The sequence below is a fragment of the Kitasatospora sp. NPDC096147 genome, assembly GCF_044763225.1.
Lineage (GTDB): Bacteria > Actinomycetota > Actinomycetes > Streptomycetales > Streptomycetaceae > Kitasatospora.
The window spans coordinates 17150-39253 of the sequence record NZ_JBIWFX010000023.1; the positions used below are offsets into that span (position 1 = coordinate 17150).

The following is a 22104-nucleotide window of genomic DNA, read 5'->3' on the forward strand; positions in this document are numbered from 1 at the left end:
ACCAGAGTAGCCGGTCGACTTCCGTAATCGACAGCCCTCCGCAGCGGGTACCACGCAATCCGAAGCACAAACCGGAAAGCACGACGAAATCAGCAGCACGATCAGTTGCGCCTGATGAAACGATCAGGCAGAGTGGCGACGTGGCCAACCGCGACCGGAACGCCAGCGTTCCCCTCGACGCCGCCTCCAAGGCGATCATCGAGCAGCTCCAGGAGGACGGGCGCCGCCCGTACGCCGCCATCGGCAAGGCCGTCGGCCTGTCCGAGGCGGCCGTGCGCCAGCGGGTCCAGAAGCTGCTCGACCAGGGCGTGATGCAGATCGTCGCCGTGACCGATCCCCTCACCGTCGGCTTCACCCGGCAGGCGATGGTCGGAATCAACGTCGAAGGTGACATCGAGCCCGTCGCCGACGCGTTGGCCGCCCTCGACGAGGTCGACTACGTGGTCTGCACCGCAGGCTCGTTCGACCTGCTGGCCGAGCTGGTCTGCGAGGACGACGAGCACCTGCTCGAACTGATCAACAAGCGCATCCGCGCCCTTCCCGGCGTGCGGAGCACCGAGAGCTTCGTTTACCTGAAGCTCCGGAAACAGACCTACACCTGGGGCACCAGATGACGGACCTTTCCAAGACCGCCTACGACCACCTGTGGATGCACTTCACCCGCATGTCGTCGTACGAGAAGAACCCCGTCCCCACCATCGTGCGTGGTGAGGGCGTCTACGTCTGGGACGACAAGGGCAAGAAGTACCTCGACGGCCTCGCCGGCCTGTTCGTGGTCCAGGCCGGTCACGGCCGCGAGGAGCTGGCCGAGGCCGCCGCCAAGCAGGCCAAGGAGCTCGCCTTCTTCCCGGTGTGGAGCTACGCCCACCCGAAGGCCGTCGAGCTGGCCGAGCGCCTGGCCAACTACGCCCCGGGCGACCTGAACAAGGTCTTCTTCTCCACCGGTGGCGGCGAGGCCGTCGAGACCGCCTGGAAGCTCGCCAAGCAGTACTTCAAGCTGACCGGCAAGCCGACCAAGTACAAGGTCATCTCGCGCGCCGTCGCGTACCACGGCACCCCGCAGGGCGCCCTCTCCATCACCGGCCTGCCGGGCCTGAAGGCCCCGTTCGAGCCGCTGGTGCCGGGCACCCACAAGGCGCCGAACACCAACATCTACCGTGCCCCGGCCTTCCTCGCCGGCCCCGACGGCACCGTCGACCCCGAGGCCTACGGCCGCTGGGCCGCCGACGAGGTCGAGCAGGCCATCCTGTTCGAGGGCGCCGACACCGTCGCCGCCGTCTTCGTCGAGCCGGTGCAGAACGCCGGTGGCTGCTTCCCGCCGCCGCCCGGCTACTTCCAGCGCCTGCGCGAGATCTGCGACCGCCACGACGTGCTGCTGGTCTCGGACGAGGTCATCTGCGCCTTCGGCCGCCTGGGCACCATGTTCGGCGCCGACAAGTTCGGCTACCAGCCCGACATGATCACCTGCGCCAAGGGCATGACCTCGGGCTACAGCCCGATCGGCGCCACGATCATCTCGGACCGCCTGGCCGAGCCGTTCTACAAGGGCGACAACACCTTCCTGCACGGCTACACCTTCGGTGGCCACCCGGTCTCCTCCGCGGTGGCGCTGGCCAACCTCGACATCTTCGAGCGCGAGGGCCTGAACCAGCACGTGCTCGACAACGAGGCGAAGTTCCTCGGCACCCTGGACAAGCTCCGGGACCTGCCGATCGTCGGCGACGTCCGCGGCAACGGGTACTTCTACGGCATCGAGCTGGTGAAGGACAAGGTCACCAAGGAGTCGTTCAACGACGACGAGATCGAGCGCGTGCTGTACGGCTTCCTCTCCAAGGAGCTCTACAACAACGGCCTCTACTGCCGCGCCGACGACCGTGGCGACCCGGTCATCCAGCTGGCGCCGCCGCTGATCTCCGACCAGTCGACCTTCGACGAGATCGAGCAGATCCTGCGGCAGACGCTGACCGACGCTTGGGCGAAGATCTGACGATCGGACCGGCTTTCCGTCCCACCCTCCGCCGAGGCGGCCTCCTTCCGGGAGGCCGCCTCCGGCGTTTTCCGCGGAGCACGCGCCGGATTCGTCACTCTTCAGACCGGAATGCCCCCTGATCGGCTCAGTGTGCCGCAACCCCGACCCGCCCCGGTCGTTCTAATCTGACGACTGTCATATCCGCGTTCGGCACAGGATGGACCTCATGTCAGCGGCCCCGCCCGACAACGACGTGCTCTGGGCCCGGGAGATCGTCAAGTCCCACCACGGCACCCCCGCCCTCCGTGGCGTCTCGATCGGCGTCCGGGAGGGCGAGGTCCTCGCCGTCACCGGCCCCCGGGGCTCCGGCAAGAGCACCCTGCTCGGCTGCCTCTCCGGCCTGCTCCCGGTGGACGAGGGCGAGGTCTGGTTCAACAGCTCCCCCGTGCACACCCTCGGCCGGGCCGGACGGGAGCGGCTGCGCCGCGAACGCTTCGGCTTCGTCGGCTCCGAACCGCACCTGGTGCCGGAGCTCACCGCCCGGGAGAACGTCGCCCTGCCCCTGCTGCTCTCCGGCGCCGGCCACAAGGCCGCGTACACCGCCGCCGCCGAGTGGCTGGAGCGGCTCGACGTGGGCGAGCACGCCAAGCGGCGCCCGGCCGAGCTGGTGCAGAGCCAGCGCCAGCGGATCGCGGTGGCCCGCGCGCTGGCTCCGCTCCCCCCGGTGGTCTTCGCCGACGACCCGACCGCGCCGCTGCACCGCGAGGCCAAGGACCAGGTACTGCGGATACTGGCCACCGCCGCCCGCTCGCACCAGCTCACCCTGGTGCTCGCCACCCACGACCCGGAGCTGGCCCGCTACGCCGACCGCACCGTCGCCCTCGTCGACGGGCGGCTCACCGGCCCCGCCACCCCGGTCGGCCGCAGCGGCGCAACCGGCCAGGGCGGCCTGAACGGCCACGGCCCGGCCGCCGTGCCGGCGGGGCGCTGAGCATGCTCTACCTCCGCCTGGCCCGTGGCTACCGCCCCGCCGACCTGCTCCGCTGGCTGCTCACCGCGACCGCCGCCGCCGTGGTCGCCGCCCTGCTGCTGCGCGCCCTCGGCCGCGCCCTCGGCACGCCCGGCACCGACGCGCTCCCCCGGCTGCTCTGGTGCCTGCCGCCGCTGGCCGCCGTCGGCTGGTTCGCCGCCGCGGCCGCCCGCGCGGTGCCCGCCGCCCGGCCCGAGCGGATCAACGGCCTCACCGCCGCCGGGGCCGGCCCGGTCCGGATCCGGCTGCTGATCGCCGGCGAGATCGCGCTGGCCTCCGTCCTGGGCAGCCTGGTCGCCCTGCTCGCCTTCCTGGTGCTGCGCAACGACATCGCCGGCCCCTCGCTCGCCGCCGACCTGGGCATGGGCACCCCGCTGCCGGCCGCCGCCCCGGTCACCCTGCTGGCCCTCGTCCCGCTGGCCGCCGGCCTCTGCGCCGCGCTCGCCGTCCCGGCCGCCGACCCGCTGCCCACCGGCGCCGAGACCACCGCCCGCACCGGCTTCCCGGCCGCCCTGATCGCCACCGGCACCGGCCTGCTGTCGGCCGGCGTCGCCCTGGAGCTGTACGGCCTGCGGCCCGGCGCCGCCGCCGACGGCCGCCCGGTGGACCTGCCCGGCGGCCTCGGCGACACCAGCCACGCCGCGCTGGCCGGCTGGGCACTGGCCGCCCTCGGCCTGGCCCTGCTCACCGGCCCGCTGCTCGCCCTGGCCGGCCGGGTGCTGGCGCTCGGCCGGCCGGCCCCGATCCGGCTGCTGGCCGGCCGGAGCCTGACCGCCGAGGCCCGCCGGCTCGGCGCCCCGCTCGCGGTGCTCGCCCTCACCTCGGCCGCCGTGCTGACCGCCTTCCGGCACTGGAACGACCGCCCCGGCACCGGCGAGACCCTGAACGCCCTGGCCGCCCTGCTGGTGATCGGCTGCGCCGCCGCGGCCGTACTGGCCCGGACGGGCGAGGTCCGGCACTCCCGACGCCCCGTCAGGTCCGCCCTGCTCCGCCTCGGCGCCGCACCCGGTCTGCTGCTCGGCGCCGCCGTGCTGCGGGTGCTCACCATCGGGACGGTCCTGCTGCTGACCGGCGGGCTGACCGCCGCCCTGGCGGCCGGCGCGCTGTCCTGACCCCGGACGCACGAGAGGGGCCCGGCGGATGCTCCGCCGGGCCCCTCTGCCGTGTCCTGACCTACCGTCAGCCGGCCGCCGCCAGCTGTCCGCAGGCGCCGTCGATCTCCTGGCCCCGGGTGTCCCGGACCGTGGTCGGCACGCCGTGCGACTGCAGGCGGCGGACGAACTCCCGCTCGTCCTCCGGCCGCGAGGCGGTCCACTTGGAGCCCGGGGTCGGGTTCAGCGGGATCAGGTTGACGTGCACCCGGTGGTTCTTGATCAGGCGGCCGAGCAGGTCGGCCCGCCACGCCTGGTCGTTGATGTCCTTGATCAGCGCGTACTCGATGGAGATCCGACGGCCGGACTTCTCCGCGTAGTTCCACGCGGCGTCCAGCACCTCCTCGACCTTCCACCGGGTGTTCACCGGCACCAGCTCGTCGCGGAGCTCGTCGTCCGGCGCGTGCAGCGAGAGCGCCAGCCGGCAGGACAGCCCTTCGTCGGCGAACCGGTACATGGCCGGCACCAGACCGACGGTGGAGACGGTGATCCCGCGCTGGGAGAGGCCGAAGCCGTCCGGCGCCGGGTCGGTCAGCCGGCGGATCGAGGCCAGCACCCGGTTGTAGTTGGCCAGCGGCTCGCCCATGCCCATGAAGACCACGTTCGACAGCCGCGCCTCGCCGCCCGGCATCTCGCCGGAGCGCAGCGAGCGCATCCCGGCGGCGATCTGCTCGACGATCTCGGCGGTGGAGAGGTTCCTGGTCAGGCCCGCCTGGCCGGTGGCGCAGAACGGGCAGTTCATCCCGCAGCCGGCCTGCGAACTGATGCACATCGTCACCCGGTCCGGGTAGCGCATCAGCACCGACTCGACCAGCACGCCGTCGAACAGCTTCCACAGCGTCTTGCGGGTCTCGTCGTCGTCGCAGGACACGTGCCGGACCACCGACATCAGGTCCGGCAGCAGCGCCTCGGTCAGCTTCTCCCGGCTGGCGGCCGGCATGTCCGTCCACTGCGAGGGGTCGTTCGAGAGGCGGCCGAAGTAGTGGTTCGACAGCTGCTTGGCGCGGAACGGCTGCTCGCCCAGCTCGGCGACGGCCGCCTTCCGCTCGTCGGCGGACAGGTCGGCGAGGTGTCGCGGGGGCTTGGCGCCGCGCGGCGCAGCGAAGGTGAGTTCTCCGGGCTTAGGCATGATTCATCCAGTGTCTCAGATCGAAAAGGCCCCGGACGCTACGGCGTCCGGGGCCCCTCTGAGGGTGTGTCAGCGGCGACCGGTCAGCTGCCGACGAAGGCGGCGAGCAGCAGCCAGACCACCGGGGCGGTCGGGAGCAGCGAGTCCAAGCGGTCCATGATGCCGCCGTGGCCGGGGAGCAGGGTGCCCATGTCCTTGATGCCGAGGTCGCGCTTGATCATCGACTCGGCCAGGTCGCCCAGGGTGGCGGTGACGGCCGCGCAGGCGCCGAGGATCAGGCCCTGCCACCAGACGCCGTCGTCGATCACGTACTGCATCAGCAGCGCGCCCGCGATCATCGACAGCCCGATGCCGCCGGCCAGGCCCTCCCGGGTCTTGCCCGGGCTGATGGTGGGGGCCAGCTTGTTCTTCCCGAACTTGTAGCCGACCGCGTAGGCGCCGGTGTCGCTGCAGATGGTGACGACCAGGAAGAGCAGGATCCGCCACGGGCCGTCGTCGGCCGCCAGCATCATCACCACGAAGGTGGCGAGGAAGGGCACGTAGAAGGCCGTGAAGATGCCGGCCGTTATGTCGCGCAGGTAGTTCTCCGGCGGCTGCGACATCCGCCAGACCATCACCGCGAGCCCGGTCAGCGCCAGCGCGGCGGCGGCCCACTCCGGACCGGCCCAGTAGCCGGCCGCCAGCATCGCGATGCCGCCCGCCACCAGCGGGACCAGCGGGACGCTGACCTGCTTGCGCTCGGCCAGCCGACTGGTCAGCTCCCAGATGCCGACCCCGACCGCAGCCATCACCACGAAGAGGAAGAGCACCTTCACGAAGAACAGCGAGGCGACGATCACCGCACCGAGTCCGACCCCGACTCCTATCGCAGCCTGGAGGTTGCGGCCTCCCCGCTGCTTGCGGGGCTGCTGGTCGGGCTGGGCCACGGCTGTCTCCTGCCCTGGGGCGGACGTCGGGGTGGGTTGGTGCGGCATGACAGGAGTCTGTGCCGGGGTGCCCGGTCGGTACACCGGGCGCTGCCGCGCGTGACCCGTTTGGGGTGCACCGACCCCCGGACCGGAGGATCCCGGGCCGGGGGCGGTCGCAGCAGAACGGTCGGGCGCCGAGGCCGGGCGCCCGGGAGCGTCGTGCATCAGACCTCGAGCAGCTCGGCTTCCTTGTGCTTCAGCAGCTCGTCGATCTGCGCCACGTGGCGGGCGGTCGCGTCGTCGAGCTCCTTCTCGGCGCGGCGGCCGTCATCCTCGCCGATCTCGCCGTCCTTCACCAGCTTGTCGATGCCGTCCTTGGCCTTGCGGCGGATGGAGCGGATCGAGACCTTGGCGTCCTCGCCCTTGCCACGGGCCTGCTTGATGTACTCGCGGCGGCGCTCCTCGGTGAGGACCGGCAGCACCACGCGGATGATCGAGCCGTCGTTGGACGGGTTGACGCCCAGGTCGGAGTCGCGGATCGCGGTCTCGATGTTCTTCAGCGCGGTCTTGTCGAACGGCGTGACGACCGCCATCCGGGGCTCCGGCACCGAGAACGAGGCGAGCTGGTTGATCGGGGTCAGCGCGCCGTAGTAGTCGGCGACGATCTTGGCGAACATCGCCGGGTGCGCCCGGCCGGTACGGATCGCCGCGAAGTCGTCCTTGGCGACCTGGACGGCCTTCTCCATCTTCTCCTCGGCCTCGAAGAGGATCTCGTCGGTCACTGTCTGCTCCCTGTCCGGTTCATCTGCTGTCGTCCCGTACCGGTTGGTGCCCCGGACGGCTGGTTGCTGCTCAGGTGACGGCCCGTCGGCTGACCGTTCATCGGCTGACGGTTCGTCGGCTGCCGGCCACTCAGGCCCGGGCGGAATCCTGGCTGATGAGCGTGCCGATCTTCTCACTCTTCACCGCGCGGGCGATATTGCCCTCCGCCAGCAGCTCGAAGACCAGGATCGGCAGGTCGTTGTCCTTGCACAGCGTGATCGCGGTCAGGTCGGCCACCTTGAGGTCGCGCGTGATGACCTCGGAGTAGTCGAGCGAGTCGAACTTGACCGCCTCGGGGTTGGTGCGCGGGTCGGCGTCGTACACGCCGTCGACGCCGTTCTTCCCCATCAGCAGCACCTCGGCGTGGATCTCCAGGGCGCGCTGCACGGCGGTGGTGTCGGTGGAGAAGTACGGCATCCCCATGCCGGCGCCGAAGATGACCACGCGGCCCTTCTCCAGGTGCCGGACGGCCCGCAGCGGCAGGTACGGCTCGGCGACCTGGCCCATGGTGATGGCGGTCTGGACGCGGGTCTCGATGCCTTCCTTGATCAGGAAGTCCTGGAGCGCCAGGCAGTTCATCACCGTGCCGAGCATGCCCATGTAGTCGGAGCGGGCCCGGTCCATGCCGCGGACCTGGAGCTCGGCGCCCCGGAAGAAGTTGCCGCCGCCGATCACGACCGCGACCTCGGTGCCGCCCCGGACCACCGTGGCGATCTCCCGGGCGATCTTGTGCACGACGTCCGGATCGACGCCGAGGCCCCCGCCGCCGGCGAAAGCCTCACCGGACAGCTTCAGCAGCACCCGGCGCCGGCCGCCGTCCTGCCCGGTCTCCTGCGTCTCCGTCATCGACTTCTCCTTCTCCACCTACTGGTCCGCAGGCGGGGCCACCGGCGGGCGCTGCCGGGCCCCTCGTCCTGCGCGTACACGCGAGGAGGCCACTGCCGCGGGAACCGGTACGGTCTCCTGCACGGCAATGGCCTCCTCGTCGTTCATGGTGCCGACGTGGCCCGCCCGTTGACTTCGTGGCGCTGGTCGAGCCGGATCGGCGCGTTCCTGGCCGCACCTGTGGTGGGCGGCCGGGCGGTTCCTACCTTAGGCGGGAAGCGCTCGGAACGGGTCTCAGGCGCCGACGCGGAAGCGGGCGAAGCGCTTGAGGGTGACGCCGTTCTCCTCGAGGACCTTGGCGACGGACTTCTTGTTGTCCTTCGCGAAGGCCTGCTCCAGGACGGAGTTCTCCTTGACGAAGCCGGTGACGCGACCCTCGACGATCTTCGGCAGGGCAGCCTCGGGCTTGCCCTCCTCGCGAGCGGTGGCCTCGGCGACGCGGCGCTCGTTCTCGATGTCCTCGGCCGGGATCTCCTCGCGGGAGAGGTACTTCGGCGCGAAGGCGGCGATGTGCTGCGCGACGTCCTTGGCGACCTCGGCGTTCGGCTTGTCCAGCTCGACCAGGACGCCGATGGTGGGCGGCAGGTCCGGGTCGGACTTGTGCTGGTAGACCGCGACGAAGCCGTCACCGTCGAACTGGGCGAAGCGACGGAAGACGATCTTCTCGCCCAGGGTCGCGTTGGCCTCGTCCACGTACTGCTGGACGGTCTGGCCGGCGTTGATCTCGGAGGCCAGGGCGGCGTCCAGGTCGGCCGGGGAGGTGGCGGCGATGTGGGCGGCGATCGCGTTGGCGACCTCGACGAACTTGCCGCCCTTGGCGACGAAGTCGGTCTCGCAGTTCAGCTCGACCAGAACGCCGGACTTGCCGTCCTCGGCGATCAGGGAGGCCACGGCGCCGTTGGAGGCGTCACGGCCCTCGCGCTTGGCAACGCCCTTCTGACCCTTGATGCGGAGCAGCTCGACGGCCTTCTCGACGTTGCCCTCGGCCTCGTCCAGAGCCTTCTTGCAGTCCATCATGCCGGCGCCGGTGAGCTCACGGAGCTTCTTGACGTCCGCGGCGGAGATGTTCGCCATGGTGTGAATCTCTTCTCGCGTCTCGCGTGTCTGCGGGGAGTGGTGCCGGGGCGGCGATGGCCTGGCCCCGGCACGGGAGAGAGGGGCACCTACCGGTGTCGTACCGGCGGGTGCCCCTCACCCTTGGTACGTCAGGCCTGCTCGGCCTCGACGGCCGGAGCCTCGGTGGCCTCGGCAGCGGGGGCCTCGGCGGCGGGAGCCTCGGCAGCGGCCGGGGCCTCCTCGGCCTTCTTCTCGCCCTCGAGGAGGTCCTTCTCCCAGTCGGCGAGCGGCTGGTCGGCGCCCGGCTCGGCCTTGACATCGCCCTTGGCGACACCGGCGCGGGACTTCAGGCCCTCGGCGACGGCGTCGGCGATGACGCGGGTCAGCAGGGTGACGGAGCGGATCGCGTCGTCGTTGCCGGGGATCTTGTAGTCGACCTCGTCCGGGTCACAGTTGGTGTCCAGGATGGCGACGACCGGGATGTTGAGCTTCCGGGCCTCGCCGACCGCGATGTGCTCCTTCTTGGTGTCCACGATCCAGACGGCGCTGGGCACGCGCTGCATGTCGCGGATACCGCCGAGGGTCTTCTCCAGCTTGTCGTGCTCGCGCTGGAGGACCAGGAGCTCCTTCTTGGTGAGGCCGGAACCGGCCACGTCCGTGAAGTCGATCTCACCGAGCTCCTTCAGGCGCTGCAGGCGCTTGTAGACGGTCGAGAAGTTGGTCAGCATGCCGCCGAGCCAGCGCTGGTTCACGTAGGGCATGCCCACGCGGGTGGCCTGCTCGGCGATGGCCTCCTGGGCCTGCTTCTTGGTGCCGACGAAGAGGACGCTGCCGCCGTGGGCAACGGTCTCCTTGACGAACTCGAAGGCGCGGTCGATGTAGTTCAGCGACTGCAGGAGGTCGATGATGTAGATGCCGTTGCGCTCCGTGAAGATGAAGCGCTTCATCTTCGGGTTCCAACGACGGGTCTGGTGACCGAAGTGGACGCCGCTCTCCAGCAGCTCCCGCATCGTGACGACGGCCATGGCCGTGCTCCTTGTGCTCTGCCCGGCGCGCCGGGTCCGTGCGGACCGCGGGGTGCCAGGGGTTCTCGGTTGTTCCGTGCCGGTCGGGCGACCGTCACGCCTGACGCCCCGGACGTGCCGAGCCGCTCGGCCTGGCGTCGGTCGGGACCGGAGTCCTGACCGCACCGGGCTCGGCGGACCGAGCGGCACTCGCACCGGGCTGGCGGCCTCCTCGCGGGTGGCCTGGCCGCCGGTGGCGGGGCGTGCGAAGTCGACCCGGGAGACCGGGTCGCGTGTGAAGTGTACGGGAAGCCCCGCGCAAGGGGCGACTCCAGCGGTGACCGGACCCGACCGGTCGCCGGGCGGGTGTCGGCAGGACCGGGCCGGAAGTCGGAACCGGGAGTGGGGGCGGGGCGGGGGCGGGGGCTGGCAGACCGTTCCGGGTTCACCCTTGTGGGGGACGGTGCCTGTCCACAGGGGCACTCTGTCCACAGGGGAAGGTGGGGCGCTGGCCCTGGGCCGGGGCACTCGGGAGCCTGCACGGCATGACCGATCCTCTTCTCCGCCGTGTGATTCCGCTCCCCTCGTCCCACCTCCAGGGCCGCCCGGGCGCGCTCGTCCTGGTGTCCGGCGATCCCGGCTCGGGGCCGCCGGACCGCCCTGACCGACGGTTGGTTCTGCTCTTGGCCGCCTTGCTGATCGCCGTCCTGCTGGTCGGCGTGGAGTCACCGTCCGCCCGGGGTGTACCCCGCGAGAAGGTGGCGACCGAGGCGGTCGCGGGTGAGGTGATGGCAGTCGCCGGGATCGCCGCAGTCGCTGGGGTGGTGGACCGCGATGCGGTCGCGGGGAGGGTCCCGGCAGCGGCCGGTGCGCGTGCCCGGTCGGGCGCTCCCGCGATCGGCCCGGGGCCGGGGCGGGCCTGGCCGGTCGGCGGGCGGGGCGGACTGCTCCAGCGGTTCGACCCGCCGCCGGTGCGGTGGGCGGCCGGCCACCGGGGTGTGGACCTGGCCGCCTCGGTCGGCGACACCGTGCGGTCGGCTGCGCCCGGGGTGGTGTCCTTCTCGGGCTCCGTGGGCGGGCGGGCCGTGGTGACGGTGACTCACCCCGGCTCGGGGAACCCGCCGTTGCGCAGCACCTACCTTCCCGTCATCGGCGTGCCGGTCGGTACCGAGGTGGCGGCCGGACAGTCGATCGGTGTCCTCACCACCGGGGTCGGCCACTGCGCCGAGGGCTGCCTGCACTGGGGGCTGCTGCGCGGGAAGCGCTACCTCGATCCGCTGGCCCTGCTCGGTACCGGCCGGGCCAGACTGCTGCCGCTCGACGTGAAGTGACCCGCTCAGGGCCCGGCCCGCATGAGGCGGGGCGGGCCGAGCGGGCGCCGGAGGCCTCCCACTGCGAAGGTGTGGGCCGCCTCGTCGGGGCGGCCCACCATCACTCCGCCGCTGTCACTCCGCTGCCGGCTCGACGGCGGGCCCCTCGGGGGCGGTGGTCAACTCGGGCGTGGCGATGGTGGTGGCAGTGCCGGCGGCTACGGCCCGATGCGCCGGACAGACTCCGTGCAGGACCATCGACACCGCAGAGTCGGAGACCGACCCCGGGCCCGGGCCACCTGGCCGCTCGGCCTGGCGGACGGCTGCCTCGACGACCCCCTGGAGCAGTGCTGCGGCCACCCTGGGCTGCTCGTGGCCGAGGTCGTCCAAGGCCCGCACCACGAGGTCGATCAGGGTGCGGTGGGCCGCCCGGATCCGCTCGCGCGCCTCATCGCTCAACTCCAGCGCGGAGATGGCCACCACCGCGCTGTGCCGGGGATCGGCGGCGAGCGCCAGCTGTCCCCGGACGTACGCCTCGACCTTCTCGTGAGGGGAGTCCGAGGCCGCCATCCCGGCCTCGATCTCGGCGGCCCAGAGCGGGAAGTCGACGGCGCAGAGCTCCTCGACCACGGCCGCCCGCGAACGGAAGTACTCGTACACCGAGGAGCGGGCGAGCCCGGCCCGGGCCGCGAGCGCAGGGAAGGTCAGTGCCTCGGTACCGCCCTCGGTCAGCAGCGTGCGAGCAGCATCGAGCAATGCCGCGCGTTGCAGCTGACGGTGCTCGGCCACGGTGGCCGCCCGGATCTTAGGCACTCTCCTACTGTACGGAGCCGAGCGCACTCCGGTGACAGGGGCTCGGGATTCTGTCAGAGCGCGCTCCACCGATCCCGGCGCGCGCCGACGGGTACGCGCCCTGCCGACGGGCGGCACCGGCAGGGCGGACAGTGGCCCGGCGGAACCTCCTGGGGTGGCCGACAGATCCGGTCAACAGACCTCGGAGAGCTTCGCCCTGAGCTGGATCACCGATTTGGTGTGGATCTGGCTGACCCGGCTCTCGGTGACGCCGAGCACCTGGCCGATCTCGGCGAGCGTGAGCCCCTCGTAGTAGTAGAGGGTGACCACCGTCTTCTCCCGCTCGGGGAGGGTGTTCACGGCAGTTGCCAGCAGCCGGCGCAGCTCGCGGTCCTCCGCCACCTCGACGGGGTTGTCGGCGCCGGTGTCCTCCAGGGTGTCCATCAGGCTGAGCCGGTCACCTCCGTCCCCGGCGGGGTGCAGCAGTTCGTCCAGCGCCACCACGTTGGCGAGCGAGAGCTGACTGAAGATCGCGTGCAGCTCCTCGATTGCGATCCCCATCTCGGCCGCGACCTCCGGCTCGTGCGGAGTGCGGCGCAGTCGCGCCTCCAGCGTGGCGTAGGTCCGTTCGACCGCCTTCGCCTTCTGCCTGACGGACCGTGGGATCCAGTCCAGGGCTCGGAGCTCGTCGATGATCGCGCCACGGATGCGGCTGATGGCGTAGGTCTCGAACTTGATGGCGCGATCGATGTCGAACTTCTCGATCGCGTCGATCAGGCCGAAGACTCCGGAGGACACGAAGTCGGCCTGCTCGACGTTGGCCGGCAGTCCGACACCGACCCGACCGGCCACGTACTTGACCAACGGGGAGTAGTGCAGGATCAGTTGCTCCCGCAACCTGGCATCCCCGGACTCCTTGTACGAGCGCCAGAGTCGTTCCAGGGCTGACCGCTCGTCAGCTGCCGCCACCTGAGCGGGTGCACCCGGCCCCGAGGCCGGGGCCGGAGGTTGTACGGGGGACGGCTCGCGTCGGGCAGCCGGTGTGCGGACGCCGGCCGGAGACACCGGCTCCTCCGCGTTCCCCCTGGTGTGCACCCGGCCCGCCTGCCGGGTCACCCCCATCACTCCTGCTGCCTTGGCCGGTCCCTCGGCGGCCGGGCGTACCTCGGCCCCCGGCCCTGGCCCTCCCGAGGACCGGAGGCCACCGCCACCGGTCACCCTGTGTCCGGGAATGTGTGTGGGCATACGTTGGTCTGCGCCGTTCTGCCGAGTCATGTGCTGATAGGGAAGCCACTGGGAGCGTAGCGTGATCGAGTCGCTGCACAGTGCTACCGCCACTCGGTCGTCCCCCGATCCGGTGGTGTGCTCGGCGCGGCGTGCTCCACCGGACCGGCATGTCGTCACCCCCGGCGGGACCTCGCACCGCGTGCCAACCGCCAGTGCGCACCGCATCGCTCGACGAAGCCCAGGGAGCCCAACTCGTACAGCAGCTGCTGGACTTCGTCCGGCGCCAGCCCCGCCTGCTGTGCCAGCCGTTCGAGTGGCGCGCCCTCGGCAGTGGCCGGTACCGCCTCCAGCACCTTGGCCACGTTCGGTGTCAGCAGGTCGCGCGGAAGGACCGGCCCGACCCGGCGTGGCGCGAGGTCGTCACCGATCGCCCCGATCAACTCGCTGACCTCTGCCGCGTCGGTGACCAGGGTGGCACCTCCGCTACGGATCAGGGCATGCACACCGGCCGAGAGTTCGGAGGTGACCGGGCCGGCCACTCCCATGGTGTGCCGATTGAGGTCACGGGCCCGGCGCGCCGTGCTCAGTGCACCGCTGCGCACGGCCGCCTCCACCACGACGGTGCCCCTGGTGAGGGCAGCGATCACGCGGTTCCGCAGCACGAACCGGAACCGATTGGGGTGCTCACCGGGCGGTAGCTCGCTGAGCAGCAGACCTTGCGCCGCGATCCGGGCGATCAACTCGGCGTTGCCAGCCGGATAGGCCACGTCCACACCGCTGGCCAGCACCGCGATGGTAACGCCGCCCACCGCGAGAGTGCCCCGGTGCGCTGCCGCGTCGATCCCGTACGCCGCACCCGAGACCACCACCCAGCCGCGCTCGGCGAGTTGAGCCGCCAGCTCACCGGCCACGTGGGCTCCGTAGGACGTGCAGGCGCGGGCTCCGACCATCGAGACCGATCGCAGCGCCAGCATCCGCAGGGAGCCGGAGCCCCGGATCCAGAGGCCGATCGGGCGTCCGTCCCCCAGGTCGTCGAGTTGGGAGGGCCATTCGGTGTCGCCCGGAATGATGAACCGCCCGTCGAGGGATCGGACGCGCTCCAGGTCACCGTCGATGTCGATCAGCGGCAGCCGGGCCCGGTAGGCGGCGAGGCGGTCAGTGTCCAGGTCCGGACAGCCGGGATCCGCCCTGTGGTGGATGGCCTCGATCAACCTGACGGCGCCCACCTGTGCGAGCCAGCGACCGATCACGGCGTCGCCCGGCTCGATGAGGCGGGAGAGCGCGGCTCGGGCGCGCCGATCGGGGTTCCCCTGCCAGTCGAGCGGGTGGGTGCCACCGACGGTGCCGCTCTCGACGCCCCGCTCCGCCCCAGCACCGGCCTCCTTCCTGGAGGCGGCGGGGTCGGCGCCGAGGGGCTCGCGACCGGCTGCGGGGTCGAGATCGGGCTGCGTCTCGGGCTGGGTGAGGGTGGGTCGGACGCGGTTCACCTGCACCTCCTCGGGTGTCGGCGGGATCGGGGCCGGCTCGGCCGGGTGGGGCGGTGCGGAGCCACGGCTGCCAGGCCAGGGGCTGGAGGTCAGGGCTCGACCCCGAGGTCGCTGTCCGGTGCGTCCTCGAAGCCGGCATGCCGGTCGGCGGCGGTGACGCCCCGCTGCACCCCCGTCCGCAGCTGCAGCGCGGCCCGCACGTCGGTCCTGGTCGGATTGGACCGCCCCGCGAGGTCGGCGACCGTCCAGGCCACCCTGAGCACCCGGTCGAGCCCTCGCGCGGTGAGCAGGCCCCGTTCCAACTCCCGCTCGGCATCGATCAGAGCACCGGACGCCAACTGCCAGCGGGTGCGAAGCGTGTGGCCGGGCACCTCCGCGTTGGTCCGCCAGGGCGTCTCGACCAGGCGGACGGCGGCTCGCTCCCGGGCGGCCAACACCCGAGCGGCTACTTCCCTGGTGCTCTCGGACGGCCCTTCACGCCCCATCAGCTCGGCCTTCGTCACCGGGGCCACCTGCACCTGGAGATCGATCCGGTCCAACAGCGGCCCGGAGAGCCTCCCCTGATAGCGGCTCACCATGGTGGGGGTGCACTCACAACCTTCGCCCCGGCGCGAGTGCCTGCCGCACGGGCAGGGGTTGGCCGCCAGACAGAGCTGGAAGCGGGCGGGCAGTCGGACGGAGCCGGCTGACCGGGCAATGGTGACCTCACCGGACTCCAGCGGCTGGCGGAGCGCGTCCAGCACCCGGACCGGGAACTCGGGCGCCTCGTCCAGGAAGAGGATCCCCCGGTGGGCCAGTGAGACCGCCCCCGGCCGGGGGAACCCGCTGCCGCCGCCGACGATCGCGGGCATCGTGGTGGAGTGGTGCGGCGCGTAGTAGGGCGGGCTGTCGATCAGCGGCCGGTCCACGGGCAGCAGCCCTGCGACCGAGTGCACTGCCGTCACCTCCAGCGCCTCGGCCTGGGTCAACGGCGGCAGGAGGGCCGGGAGCCGCTCGGCGAGCATGGTCTTTCCGGCTCCGGGCGGGCCCTTCAGGAACAGGTGGTGACCACCGGCAGCAGCGATCTCCAGGGCTTGGCGGGCCTCCTGCTGGCCGGACACCTCCGCGAGGTCGAGGGTGGCCGCCTTCTCCGCCGAGAGACCCCGGATCCCGGCTCCCGGGAGGAGCAATCCGGCGACTGCCGGATCGCGGCGCCCCTCGTGCATGTGTGAGGGTTCGTCAGGCGCCGGAGCCCCCGTCAGCATGGCGATGAGCTGCCGAAGACTGCGGACTCCCCGGACGGACACGTCGGGAACGAGTGCGGCCTCGGCGGCAGTCTGCTCGGCGACGATGACCTGGTGATAGCCCGCCTCGGCTGCGGCCAGGACCGAGGGCAGCACGCCCCGGACCGGCCGCACCCTGCCGTCCAGGCCGAGTTCACCGATGATCAGCAGGTCCGCGATGGCAGCCGGCTCCAGGCGCTCGGCCGCGGCCAGCACCGCACAGGCCACGGCGAGGTCGAAGCCGCTGCCCCCCTTGGGCACCGAGGCCGGGCTCAGACCCACCGTCAGTTTCCGCTGGGGCCAGGTCTCCCCGCTGTTCACCACTGCTGCCCGGACCCTGTCCCTCGCCTCGGACAGCGCCTTGTCCGGCAGGCCGACCAGGGCGAAGGCCGCGAGGCCGGGCTCCAGATCGGCCTGGACCTCCACCACCACGCCGTCCACTCCGATCAGGGCCACCGAGCAGGTGCGGGCGAAGGCCATCAGACCGCCCCTCGGAGGTGCTCCACCAAGGCCGCACCCTTGAGGCGGTTGACGACCGCGACCAGGTCGATGCGGACTCCACCGGGCGGCAGCGGGACGGACCGGAGCGGCAACTGCGAAGGCACGGCCGCTCTGCTCGCCTTCGCCCCCTTCCCCCGACCGCCCTTGCCGGTGGCCGGCTCACCCCCGCCGGCGCGACCGGAGTCCGCCACCGTCCCCGGTGACACCGCCGTACCACCGGTGTCACCGCCGGGATCGGCGCGCCCTCCTGCGGCCCCGGGGCCGGCGCCCGGCGCTCCGGTGGCCGGACGGTCAGGCACCGCGGCGTTCGCCTCCACGGCGCTCGCCAGCCGGGCGAAGTGCTCGGGCCAGCGCTCGCCGAGCCACCGCTCGGCGAGGCGGCGCAGGCGATCCGCCTTGGTCCGGTCGATGCCCTCCTGGGGCTGCTGGAACCCGCGCTCGGAGCGCGTCTTGACCTCGCAGACCGCGAGGGTGTCCCCGTCCAGCGCGACGATGTCCAGCTCACCGTCCGCGCAACGCCAGTTGCGTTCGAGGATCTGCAGGCCGCCCTGGGCGAGCCAGCGGGCAGCGACTTCCTCGCCGTACCGGCCGAGGCCGGTGTTGGAACTCTGCACGGCAATCACCTCCATGCCGGAGGTTGCCGCGACCGAGCGACGACGGGCAGGAACTGCCCTCAGCCTGTGGATAACCCGGGGCTGTGGACAACCGAGGTCACCCGGAAGGGTGGTGACGGGAATTCACCCTGGACATACCGTCGATCCACGGTCCAATGTCTCGTACCGGGCAGCAGTTCGATCGCCGGAGCGCAGATCAGTTCCCGAACGACGCGTCGTCGGAGGGGAGCTCGAGATCGCTCTTCGCGAGTTCCTCGATATTGACGTCCTTGAAGGTCAGCACCCTCACCTTGCGGACGAACCGGGCAGGCCGGTACATGTCCCAGACCCACGCATCCGCCATCGAGACCTCGAAGAAGACCTCTCCCTGCACCGAGTGGACCTGAAGCTCGTAGTCGTTCGTCAGGTAGAAACGCCGCTCGGTCTCGATCACGTATTTGAACAGGCCGACGACATCCCGGTACTCCCGGTAGAGCTTGAGCTCCATCTCGGTCTCGTACTTCTCGAGGTCTTCGGCACTCATCCAGGCGTCCCCTCAGCTCGATACGTCCACCCCATTGTGGACCACCCCGCTCGTCCGTAGAGCCTTACCGGCCGGACTGGCGGACCATCGGCCAACAACCGCTCGAGCAAGCCGGCCAGTTCCACCGGGTAGACCGTCTCCTCGGTCTCCCGAAGTTCGGCCGACGTCCACCAACGGGCCGTCAGCAGCTGAGCGTGCTCGTCCGGGTCGGCATCGGGCACCCGCAGCTCGGTGTCCGCGGTCCGCGCCAGGTGGAACCACTGGTCCTGCTCGTACTCACTGCCCTGATAGGAGAAGGTCACCGTGTCGAACGCCACCACAGGTCCGAGCTCCACCCCCGTCAGCCCGGTCTCCTCGGCCAGTTCGCGCACCGCCGCGTCGCGCGGTTCCTCGCCGGGCTCGATGCCTCCGCCCGGGGTGAACCACCAGCACACCCCGGGCACGGCGGGGTCCCGGCCCCGGAACAGCAGTAGCCGGTCCTCGCCGTCCAGCAGTAGCACCCGCGCCGCACGACGCCGCTCGACCGCCATCGTCGACTCCTCCGCCACCGACCGGGCTCGGCCCGGTCGCTCAACTCCGCCCTGTCCGCCTCTTCCGCTGCCCTGCCAACGACACCACCCCACCAGCCAGCGAGGCCAGCAGGACCAACCCCGCGCCGGTCACCGTCCCGAGCGCGAGCGGGCCGATCGGCCCGGGCCCGGCCGCCGCCCTGCCAGGCACTCCGTCGAAGACGGCCGTACGGCCGCTCACTCCGGCCCGGCCAGCCGGCCAGACCGTCGCGTCCACCCGTCCCAGCACCTCGGACACCGCGACCGTACCGCCCGCGAGGTCGAGGTGGCTCCGCGAGTCCAGCGACAGCGGCCGGTTGTCCCCCAACAGGAACAGCCGCCCGTCGGGGACCGTCGTGCTGAAGCGCTGGTCGTCGAGGTGCGTTTCAGCCCGGTAGGTCTCATCGACCGGGTGGTCGTTCACCACCAACCGGTGCTGGGCGTCGCAGCAGACCACGGTGTCCCCTCCGATCCCGACCACCCGCTTGACCAGCGTGCTGTTGCCCCACAGCGGATCACGGAAGACCACCACGTCGCCCCGGCCGGGGCCGTCGGCCGGGACGGGCCTGGCCACCACGGTGTCCCCCGCCTTCAGCAAGGGCTCCATCGACTGCGTCGGGATCCTGTACGGCCGGTACTGCACCGCGATCACCGCGAAGCAGCCGACCATCAGCACGAAGCCGAGGCCGATCGCCACCCCCTGGAGGATCGCCGCCGGACCTCGTCCGGGCTTCCTTCCCGCCGGGGCCGGGGCCGTAGCCGCCGGACTCGTCACGTCGCTCACCCTCGCCACCTCCTGGTCGGCCCGCACACCGTGCGGGCAGGCCGCGGCGGGGCCGGGAAAGCCGACGGGCCGTGGCACGTGCGAGCAGATTACTCGCCGGTACCACGGCCCGCGCAAGAGCCGAGTGCCGCACCGCAGCAGCCGGATCGGCCGTCAGCTGCGCTTACGGCGCAGCAGCCAGACTGCCGGCAGTGCGATCGCCGCACCCGCCGCCGGAGGCGCGTAGGGCAGTGCGGCAGCAGCAAGGCCCTTCTGGTCGAAGGTGTCCGGGACGGGCAGCGTGGCCCAGTTGCCGATGGGCCACGCGACCACGAAGGCACGCCCGACCACGTTGTCCACGGGGACGGTGCCGCCACCGGGCTGGTCCTGGTGGAAGCGCGAGTCGAGCGAGTCCGCCCGGTGGTCGCCCATCACCCAGATCCGGCCCTGCGGGACGGTGACCGGTTCGAACGGCTTGTCGCCGCACGGCGTGTTGCCCGCGAAGATGTAGGGCTCGTCGAGTGCGATCCCGTTCACCTTCACCGGGCCGCTGCCCTGGCACTCGACGGTGTCGCCGCCGACCGCGATGACCCGCTTGATGAGGTCCTTCTCGTTGGCCGACGGCATCAGACCGATGAAGCTGAGTCCGTTCTGGATGCCCCGGACGACGGCGTTGTTGCTCTGCTGGGTCGGCTCGTCGCTCAGCCAGCCGCCCGGATCGTGGAAGACCACGACCTCTCCGCGCTCCGGCTCGGCACCGAACCACGGCGTCAGCTTGTCGACCAGCACCCGGTCGCCGATCTGCAGGGTGTTCTGCATCGAGCCCGAGGGGATCGAGAACGCCTGCACGAAGAAGGTCTTGATCACCAGCGCCAGAATCAGCGCGATGCCGACCAGGATCGGCAGTTCCTTCCAGAACGAGCGCTGCTTGGACTGCTTCTTCTTGCCGCCTTCCGGCGTCTCCTCGGCCGAGTCCGAGGCCGCCGATGCGGCCTGCGCGGATCGATCGGAGCCGTCCAACTCGGGGCCCTCGCCCTCGGGCTCAGGGCCCCCAGAGCGGGCACCGATCACCAGATCCCCCACAACATCTCCTCCCTGCTGTGCGGACGCCCGTGCGCCCGCGCTCACAGTGCCGCACAGCGGGCACCACGTTCTGTGACTGGCCGTCAGCCCGCATCAGCCCTGCCCGCCGAAGCGGGGTCTGACACCGGCTCACCTACCCGGCCTCCGGAGGCGATCGGACCGTGCTCCGAGCACTCCAGCACTTCTCTACCACTCCCGACCGGGACGCCCGGGCTCCCACACGGCAGCACGGTCGAATCAGCGGACGGGCGGCCCGTCCCGGCCCCTCGTGCGTCTTGGCCGCACGAGGGCCGGGAGGAAGCCCAACACACCCATAACGAGCGGAGGTTTCGCAAGATCCGGTTGAGCACCCGGGAGATTCGCCCGGTCAGGTGCGCTCGTGTCTCCGCCCGCCCCCGGAACGCTACGCTCCCCCGCTCCGGCATGCACGGGAAGCGCCGACAGAGTCTCCGGAACGTCGAGTCCACTCATCCGCTGAAGCGGCCACGCGATCACGAACGCCCGCCCGAGCACGTTGTCCAGGGGGATCGTGCCCTGGCCGGCCTCACCGAGGTGGTAGCGCGAGTCGGCGGACAGGTCACGGTGATCCCCCATCACCCACAACCGCCCCGCCGGGACGGTGACCTTGAAGGGCTGCTTGGACGGGGCGTTGCCCGGTGCGAGGTAAGGCTCGTCCAGCGGAACACCGTTGACGGTCAGTCGGCCGCCCGCCTCGCAGCACTCGACGGTGTCCCCCGGGACCCCGATCACCCGCTTGATGAGGTCCTGCTCGTCGTCGGAGGGCAGCAGACCGACGTGCGAGAGCAGCCGCTTGGTGGTCCGCACCACGGCAGCCTCGTCCTCCGCCTGGTGCTGGGGTTCCAACCAGCCCCCCGGGTCCTTGAAGACGACCACTTCTCCCCGGGCCGGCTCGTTGCCGAACCAAGGGGTGAACTTGTCGACCAGCACCCGGTCACCGATCTGAATGGTCTGCTCCATCGAGCCGGAGGGGATCACGAAGACCTGGACGGCGAAGGTCTTGAGCCCCAGGGCGATGAGCACCGCCACCAGCGCGATCAGCGGCAGTTCTCGCAGCAGCGAGCGCCTGCGCCGCCGGGCAGCCCGGCGCGCACTCCGGCGTCGCTCCGCCCGACCGCGCGGCGCCGACGCCGGGACCGGGGTATCCGATGCCGAGCCTGCGGCAGGCGCGGTCAGCGGATCACCTCCCGCAACACCCGCTCCGTCGGTGGCTCCGGTCCAGCCCCCACCCCCCGGGGCACCGGGGGCCATCGGGTCCGGGCCGTGTGCGAAGGCATGGCCGGCACCACCCGGGATGCGGTTGCCCCCCGGTCCGCCGGCGCCACTCGGTATGTCGGCGGGAGACGAAGTGACGGGCCCCCTGCCCCTACCTCTGCCCCCCATGGCCACCAGTCCCCTCCAGCGGAGCGAAGCTCGCGGGGCGGTCGAGCGAGGACCAGCGGCCGACCGGGAAGACGATCCAGTCCGCCCGGCCGATCACCTTCGACTCGGGCACGAATCCACCGCCCGGCTCGCCGAGGTGGTCCCGGGAGTCACGGGAGGCACTCCGGTGGTCCCCCATCAGCCAGAGCTTCCCGGCCGGCACCACCACGTCGAACGGCACCGCTGACGGCACGTCACCCGCGTACAGGTAAGCCGACTCGTCCAACGGCACGCCGTTGACCGTGAGCCGCCCATCCACCCCACAGCACGTCACCCGGTCACCCCCGACGCCGATCACACGCTTCACGTACACAGAACCGTCGCCCGGGTTCAGCCCCGCAGCCGACAGGAAGCGTCGCACAGCCGGTGTCTCGGCGGCGTAAGGCAGGAACGAGCCCTTCCCGTCGAAGACCACCACGTCGCCGCGCTCGACCGACCCGCCGAAGGAGTAGGCGAGCTGGTTCACCACCAAGCGGTCACCGGGTTGCAGTGCGCCCTCCATCGAGCGGGAGGGAACGGCGAACGGACGGGCCACGAAGGCGTTCACCATCAGCAGGACCAGCAGGCACACCGCGCCGATCCGCAGGAGGTCCCGTGTCG

The 22104-nt window shown here is 71.5% G+C and carries 22 protein-coding genes; 5 read left to right on the forward strand and 17 right to left on the reverse strand.

Annotation, left to right across the window (positions count from 1 at the left end; translation table 11 throughout):
- The first annotated feature begins 140 nt into the window (after nt 1-140).
- From ACIRBX_RS36805 to ACIRBX_RS36820, 4 genes are all read left to right on the forward strand, one after another.
- Nucleotides 141-614 (forward strand): Lrp/AsnC family transcriptional regulator, encoded by a 474-nt coding sequence (locus ACIRBX_RS36805; RefSeq protein WP_057232352.1) that lies wholly within the window; start codon nt 141-143, stop codon nt 612-614.
- On the forward strand, nt 611-1987 hold the full coding sequence (locus ACIRBX_RS36810; protein WP_402304479.1) for an aspartate aminotransferase family protein: 1377 nt from the start codon (nt 611-613) through the stop codon (nt 1985-1987). Before ACIRBX_RS36805 ends, ACIRBX_RS36810 begins: the two co-directional genes overlap by 4 nt.
- A 208-nt stretch (nt 1988-2195) precedes the next feature.
- On the forward strand, nt 2196-2960 hold the full coding sequence (locus ACIRBX_RS36815) for an ABC transporter ATP-binding protein (RefSeq protein ID WP_402304482.1): 765 nt from the start codon (nt 2196-2198) through the stop codon (nt 2958-2960).
- A gap of 2 nt (nt 2961-2962) precedes the next feature.
- Nucleotides 2963-4111 carry a hypothetical protein gene (locus ACIRBX_RS36820; RefSeq protein ID WP_402304484.1) on the forward strand — a complete coding sequence of 383 codons (1149 nt, stop codon included), beginning with the start codon at nt 2963-2965 and terminating at the stop codon, nt 4109-4111.
- 67 nt (nt 4112-4178) lie between these two features.
- Here the strand turns inward: ACIRBX_RS36820 and rlmN are convergent, their stop codons facing one another.
- The 6 genes from rlmN to rpsB form a co-directional block, all read right to left on the reverse strand.
- Entirely contained in the window at nt 4179-5279 is a 1101-nt protein-coding gene (gene rlmN, locus ACIRBX_RS36825; RefSeq protein WP_402304487.1) for a 23S rRNA (adenine(2503)-C(2))-methyltransferase RlmN, read from the reverse strand.
- 83 nt (nt 5280-5362) lie between these two features.
- A complete protein-coding gene (locus tag ACIRBX_RS36830) occupies nt 5363-6412 on the reverse strand; it encodes a phosphatidate cytidylyltransferase (RefSeq protein WP_402304490.1) in 1050 nt (349 codons plus the stop codon).
- Nucleotides 6412-6933, reverse strand: a complete 522-nt coding sequence (gene frr / locus ACIRBX_RS36835) for a ribosome recycling factor (protein WP_402304643.1) — start codon at nt 6931-6933, stop codon at nt 6412-6414. The genes ACIRBX_RS36830 and frr overlap by 1 nt, the downstream gene beginning before the upstream one ends.
- 166 nt (nt 6934-7099) lie before the next feature.
- Nucleotides 7100-7855 carry a UMP kinase gene (gene pyrH / locus ACIRBX_RS36840; RefSeq protein ID WP_402304493.1) on the reverse strand — a complete coding sequence of 252 codons (756 nt, stop codon included), beginning with the start codon at nt 7853-7855 and terminating at the stop codon, nt 7100-7102.
- Between the two features lie 273 nt (nt 7856-8128).
- Nucleotides 8129-8968, reverse strand: coding sequence for a translation elongation factor Ts (gene tsf / locus ACIRBX_RS36845; protein ID WP_402304496.1), 840 nt, complete (start codon nt 8966-8968; stop codon nt 8129-8131).
- 131 nt (nt 8969-9099) lie between these two features.
- Nucleotides 9100-9975: a 30S ribosomal protein S2 gene (rpsB, locus tag ACIRBX_RS36850; protein ID WP_402304499.1), complete on the reverse strand. Its 876-nt coding sequence runs from the start codon at nt 9973-9975 to the stop codon at nt 9100-9102.
- Between the two features lie 662 nt (nt 9976-10637).
- Here rpsB and ACIRBX_RS36855 point away from each other — a divergent pair.
- Complete coding sequence (locus ACIRBX_RS36855) at nt 10638-11285, forward strand: murein hydrolase activator EnvC family protein (protein ID WP_402304502.1); 648 nt, start codon at nt 10638-10640, stop codon at nt 11283-11285.
- Nucleotides 11286-11399: 114 nt separating this feature from the next.
- Here ACIRBX_RS36855 and ACIRBX_RS36860 read toward each other — a convergent pair whose 3' ends face one another.
- The 11 genes from ACIRBX_RS36860 to lepB (ACIRBX_RS36910) form a co-directional block, all read right to left on the reverse strand.
- Complete coding sequence (locus ACIRBX_RS36860; RefSeq protein ID WP_402304504.1) at nt 11400-12077, reverse strand: TetR/AcrR family transcriptional regulator; 678 nt, start codon at nt 12075-12077, stop codon at nt 11400-11402.
- 171 nt (nt 12078-12248) lie between these two features.
- On the reverse strand, nt 12249-13178 hold the full coding sequence (gene whiG, locus ACIRBX_RS36865; RefSeq protein WP_402304507.1) for an RNA polymerase sigma factor WhiG: 930 nt from the start codon (nt 13176-13178) through the stop codon (nt 12249-12251).
- 278 nt (nt 13179-13456) lie between these two features.
- Complete coding sequence (gene dprA / locus ACIRBX_RS36870) at nt 13457-14770, reverse strand: DNA-processing protein DprA (protein WP_402304510.1); 1314 nt, start codon at nt 14768-14770, stop codon at nt 13457-13459.
- Between the two features lie 89 nt (nt 14771-14859).
- Nucleotides 14860-16512 carry a YifB family Mg chelatase-like AAA ATPase gene (locus tag ACIRBX_RS36875; RefSeq protein ID WP_402304513.1) on the reverse strand — a complete coding sequence of 551 codons (1653 nt, stop codon included), beginning with the start codon at nt 16510-16512 and terminating at the stop codon, nt 14860-14862.
- On the reverse strand, nt 16512-17147 hold the full coding sequence (locus tag ACIRBX_RS36880; RefSeq protein WP_402304516.1) for a YraN family protein: 636 nt from the start codon (nt 17145-17147) through the stop codon (nt 16512-16514). Before ACIRBX_RS36880 ends, ACIRBX_RS36875 begins: the two co-directional genes overlap by 1 nt.
- A gap of 196 nt (nt 17148-17343) precedes the next feature.
- Entirely contained in the window at nt 17344-17670 is a 327-nt protein-coding gene (locus ACIRBX_RS36885) for a DUF2469 domain-containing protein (protein WP_057232326.1), read from the reverse strand.
- Nucleotides 17667-18200 carry an NUDIX hydrolase gene (locus ACIRBX_RS36890; protein WP_402304519.1) on the reverse strand — a complete coding sequence of 178 codons (534 nt, stop codon included), beginning with the start codon at nt 18198-18200 and terminating at the stop codon, nt 17667-17669. Before ACIRBX_RS36890 ends, ACIRBX_RS36885 begins: the two co-directional genes overlap by 4 nt.
- A 40-nt stretch (nt 18201-18240) precedes the next feature.
- Nucleotides 18241-18915, reverse strand: coding sequence for a signal peptidase I (lepB, locus tag ACIRBX_RS36895; protein WP_402304521.1), 675 nt, complete (start codon nt 18913-18915; stop codon nt 18241-18243).
- 240 nt (nt 18916-19155) lie between these two features.
- Nucleotides 19156-20064 carry a signal peptidase I gene (gene lepB / locus ACIRBX_RS36900; RefSeq protein WP_402304524.1) on the reverse strand — a complete coding sequence of 303 codons (909 nt, stop codon included), beginning with the start codon at nt 20062-20064 and terminating at the stop codon, nt 19156-19158.
- A 237-nt stretch (nt 20065-20301) separates the two neighbouring features.
- Nucleotides 20302-21111 (reverse strand): signal peptidase I, encoded by an 810-nt coding sequence (gene lepB / locus ACIRBX_RS36905; protein WP_402304527.1) that lies wholly within the window; start codon nt 21109-21111, stop codon nt 20302-20304.
- 337 nt (nt 21112-21448) lie between these two features.
- Nucleotides 21449-22075 carry a signal peptidase I gene (gene lepB, locus ACIRBX_RS36910; protein ID WP_402304529.1) on the reverse strand — a complete coding sequence of 209 codons (627 nt, stop codon included), beginning with the start codon at nt 22073-22075 and terminating at the stop codon, nt 21449-21451.
- Between the last annotated feature and the right edge of the window lie 29 nt (nt 22076-22104).

Coding starts and splice junctions, on each gene's coding strand:
- ACIRBX_RS36810 (WP_402304479.1), top strand. CDS start 611: ATGACGGACCTTTCCAAGACCGCCTACGACCACCTGTGGATGCACTTC.
- ACIRBX_RS36815 (WP_402304482.1), top strand. CDS start 2,196: ATGTCAGCGGCCCCGCCCGACAACGACGTGCTCTGGGCCCGGGAGATC.
- ACIRBX_RS36820 (WP_402304484.1), top strand. CDS start 2,963: ATGCTCTACCTCCGCCTGGCCCGTGGCTACCGCCCCGCCGACCTGCTC.
- rlmN (WP_402304487.1), bottom strand. CDS start 5,279: ATGCCTAAGCCCGGAGAACTCACCTTCGCTGCGCCGCGCGGCGCCAAG.
- ACIRBX_RS36830 (WP_402304490.1), bottom strand. CDS start 6,412: ATGCACGACGCTCCCGGGCGCCCGGCCTCGGCGCCCGACCGTTCTGCT.
- frr (WP_402304643.1), bottom strand. CDS start 6,933: ATGGAGAAGGCCGTCCAGGTCGCCAAGGACGACTTCGCGGCGATCCGT.
- pyrH (WP_402304493.1), bottom strand. CDS start 7,855: ATGACGGAGACGCAGGAGACCGGGCAGGACGGCGGCCGGCGCCGGGTG.
- tsf (WP_402304496.1), bottom strand. CDS start 8,968: ATGGCGAACATCTCCGCCGCGGACGTCAAGAAGCTCCGTGAGCTCACC.
- rpsB (WP_402304499.1), bottom strand. CDS start 9,975: ATGGCCGTCGTCACGATGCGGGAGCTGCTGGAGAGCGGCGTCCACTTC.
- whiG (WP_402304507.1), bottom strand. CDS start 13,178: ATGGGGGTGACCCGGCAGGCGGGCCGGGTGCACACCAGGGGGAACGCG.
- ACIRBX_RS36875 (WP_402304513.1), bottom strand. CDS start 16,512: ATGGCCTTCGCCCGCACCTGCTCGGTGGCCCTGATCGGAGTGGACGGC.
- ACIRBX_RS36885 (WP_057232326.1), bottom strand. CDS start 17,670: ATGAGTGCCGAAGACCTCGAGAAGTACGAGACCGAGATGGAGCTCAAG.
- ACIRBX_RS36890 (WP_402304519.1), bottom strand. CDS start 18,200: ATGGCGGTCGAGCGGCGTCGTGCGGCGCGGGTGCTACTGCTGGACGGC.